General features: G+C 64.4%; 1 protein-coding gene and 1 pseudogene. Both read right to left on the bottom strand.

Going from position 1 to position 2117, the window contains the following annotated elements; genetic code table 11:
• Positions 1-616, bottom strand: a pseudogene (locus VN419_RS14285) (acetyl-CoA carboxylase carboxyl transferase subunit alpha/beta); the annotation flags it as partial.
• An 18-nt stretch (positions 617-634) separates the two neighbouring features.
• Entirely contained in the window at positions 635-2053 is a 1419-nt protein-coding gene (locus tag VN419_RS14280; RefSeq protein WP_325647890.1) for a biotin carboxylase N-terminal domain-containing protein, read from the bottom strand.
• Between the last annotated feature and the right edge of the window lie 64 nt (positions 2054-2117).

Raw genomic sequence — 2117 nt, 5'->3', positions numbered from 1 at the left:
TTTCGTAGATGTTCTCGGCGATCTGCTGGGCCGCGCCGGGGTAGTCCTCCACCGGGTACGCGCCCGGCGTGGACACGTAGGCGTGGATGGGAATGTTCTCCTGGGCGGCAACCTTCATGTACTTCAAGGCCTTGGCGTTGCCCCAGGGTTTGATGGAGCCGCCGTTGCGGAACTCCTGGCCGTGGCCCTTCTCCTGGCCCACCACCATGACGGGGTGGTGGATGACGCGCTTGCCCACCCGGCGGGTGATGTAGGCGCGGGCGATGAGCATGCCGGGGTCGATGGACACTTCGTCGCGTCCGCCGATCTCGGTGTAGTTGTCGTAAACGTTCTCCAGGATGTCCTTCAGGCAGACGCGCTGCGGGTGGCGCACCACGCGCACCTTGTCCATGGGGGAGAGCAGCTGGTCCAGGTCCTCCTCAAGGGTGGTCATGCGCCGAGAGAGTTCCTGGGTCTTGTCGATGGCTTCGTCAACGCTCAGAGAGTCGGCCTTGTGTCCAAGGCTGATGATCTCCTGGCTGATGGCCTCCAGGCGGTCGCTGACGCGGCTGCCCATGATGTCGCGCGCGTAGGCCACGCGCTGAGAGAGAGCTTCGAGACTTTTTTCAATATCCATGCGGCCGTCCCTGGCTGGCTAGAATTCCAGCAGATCCTTGGTTTTCTCGCGCAGGAAGGCGATGTTCGATTTCAGAGCCACACCCTGGGCGTCCACGCCTTCAAGGACGAAGTCGTCCAGGAAGGCCGCGCCGCGCGCCTTGGCCTCTTCCAGATCCTTGCCCCAGATGATGGCCAGCGCCAGGTTGGGGTCGTATTCCGTGGGGATCTGGTAGGGGCGGTCCTGGGGCACGTGGGTGTGCATCTTGAGCCATTCCTGCTCGTGCCAGGATATTTTGTCGATGCGTCCGGTCCAAGGTGCGAAACGGTTTTGCGTGTCCTCGGCGATGATGCGGTACTCGATGCCCACGCCCGCGAAGGTGACGTCGTCCTGGCCGTAGCCCATGGGCTCGCCCAGGCCGAGCCTGAGCTGCTCGCGGATGAGGTTCACGCCATCCTGGCCCTTGATGCGGGCGATGGCCGCGGAGACGCCGTTCTCCACCTGGATGCGCGTGTTGACTTCCATGAGGAAGGGCTCGCCCTTGGGCGTCACGATCCATTCCCAGGTGCCGACGCTGTCGTACTTGACCTCGCGGGCGATGCTCAAGGAATGGCGCACGATGTCGTCCATGACCTTGCGGGCGTCGAACGCGTAGGTCAGGCCTTCCGGGAAGAAGCCCGGCGCGGTCTCGATGCGCTTCTGGCGGCCCGGGCTCTGCACGGAGCAGTTGCGCGTGCCGAAGTGCACCGGATTCAGGCCGTCGCGCGAGGAGACGATCTGCACTTCCAGGTGGTTGTAGTTGAAGATGCGCTGTTCGATGAGCACGCCGGGGTCGTTGAACTGGCGCTGGGAATAATTGCGGATGCGCCGGTACGTCTGACGGAAGCGGTTCATGTTGTGCACTTCGTCGATGCCCATGCCGCCGCCGCCCGCGCTGGCCTTGACCAGCACCATGGGCCGGGCCACGCCCTGCTTCTCCTGGTAGTCGAAGAGCTGCTGGGCGATGGTCTCGGCCTCCAGCTCGTCGTAAATGGCGCGGTCGCTTCCGGGTACGGTGGGCACGCCCAGGCTTCTGGCCAGGCGCTTGGTGTTGATCTTGTCGCCCAGTTCGCGGATGACGCGCCAGGAGGGTCCGATCCAGATCATGGGGCGGGAGCGCTCCACCACGCGCCGGGCGAAGCGGTAGTTCTCCGAGAAGAAGCCGTAGCCGGGGTGGATGGCCGTGGCCCCGGTGGCGTCGGCGGCGGAGAAGATCTCTCCGGCGTCAAGATAGTTGTGGATGCGCACCAAGGACTTTTCCCCGCCCAGGTCACGGGCGGTGGAGACGTGGCCCGAGGCGGCGTCCTCCTTGGTGTATACGGCAACGAAGGCCAGGCCGAGGTCGCGGCACGCCTGCATGATGCGCACGGCGATTTCGCCCCGGTTGGCGATGAGTACTTTGTGCTGGTCCCTGCTCACGTCGTGGTGTTCCTTCGGATGTTCGTGGGGGGAGTTGGACAGCGCCCTTTAGCCGTTCTTGGGG

It is taken from the genome of Humidesulfovibrio sp. (genome assembly GCF_035560995.1).
Taxonomy (GTDB): Bacteria; Desulfobacterota; Desulfovibrionia; order Desulfovibrionales; family Desulfovibrionaceae; genus Humidesulfovibrio.
This window is presented reverse-complemented; position numbering and strand designations above follow the sequence as displayed.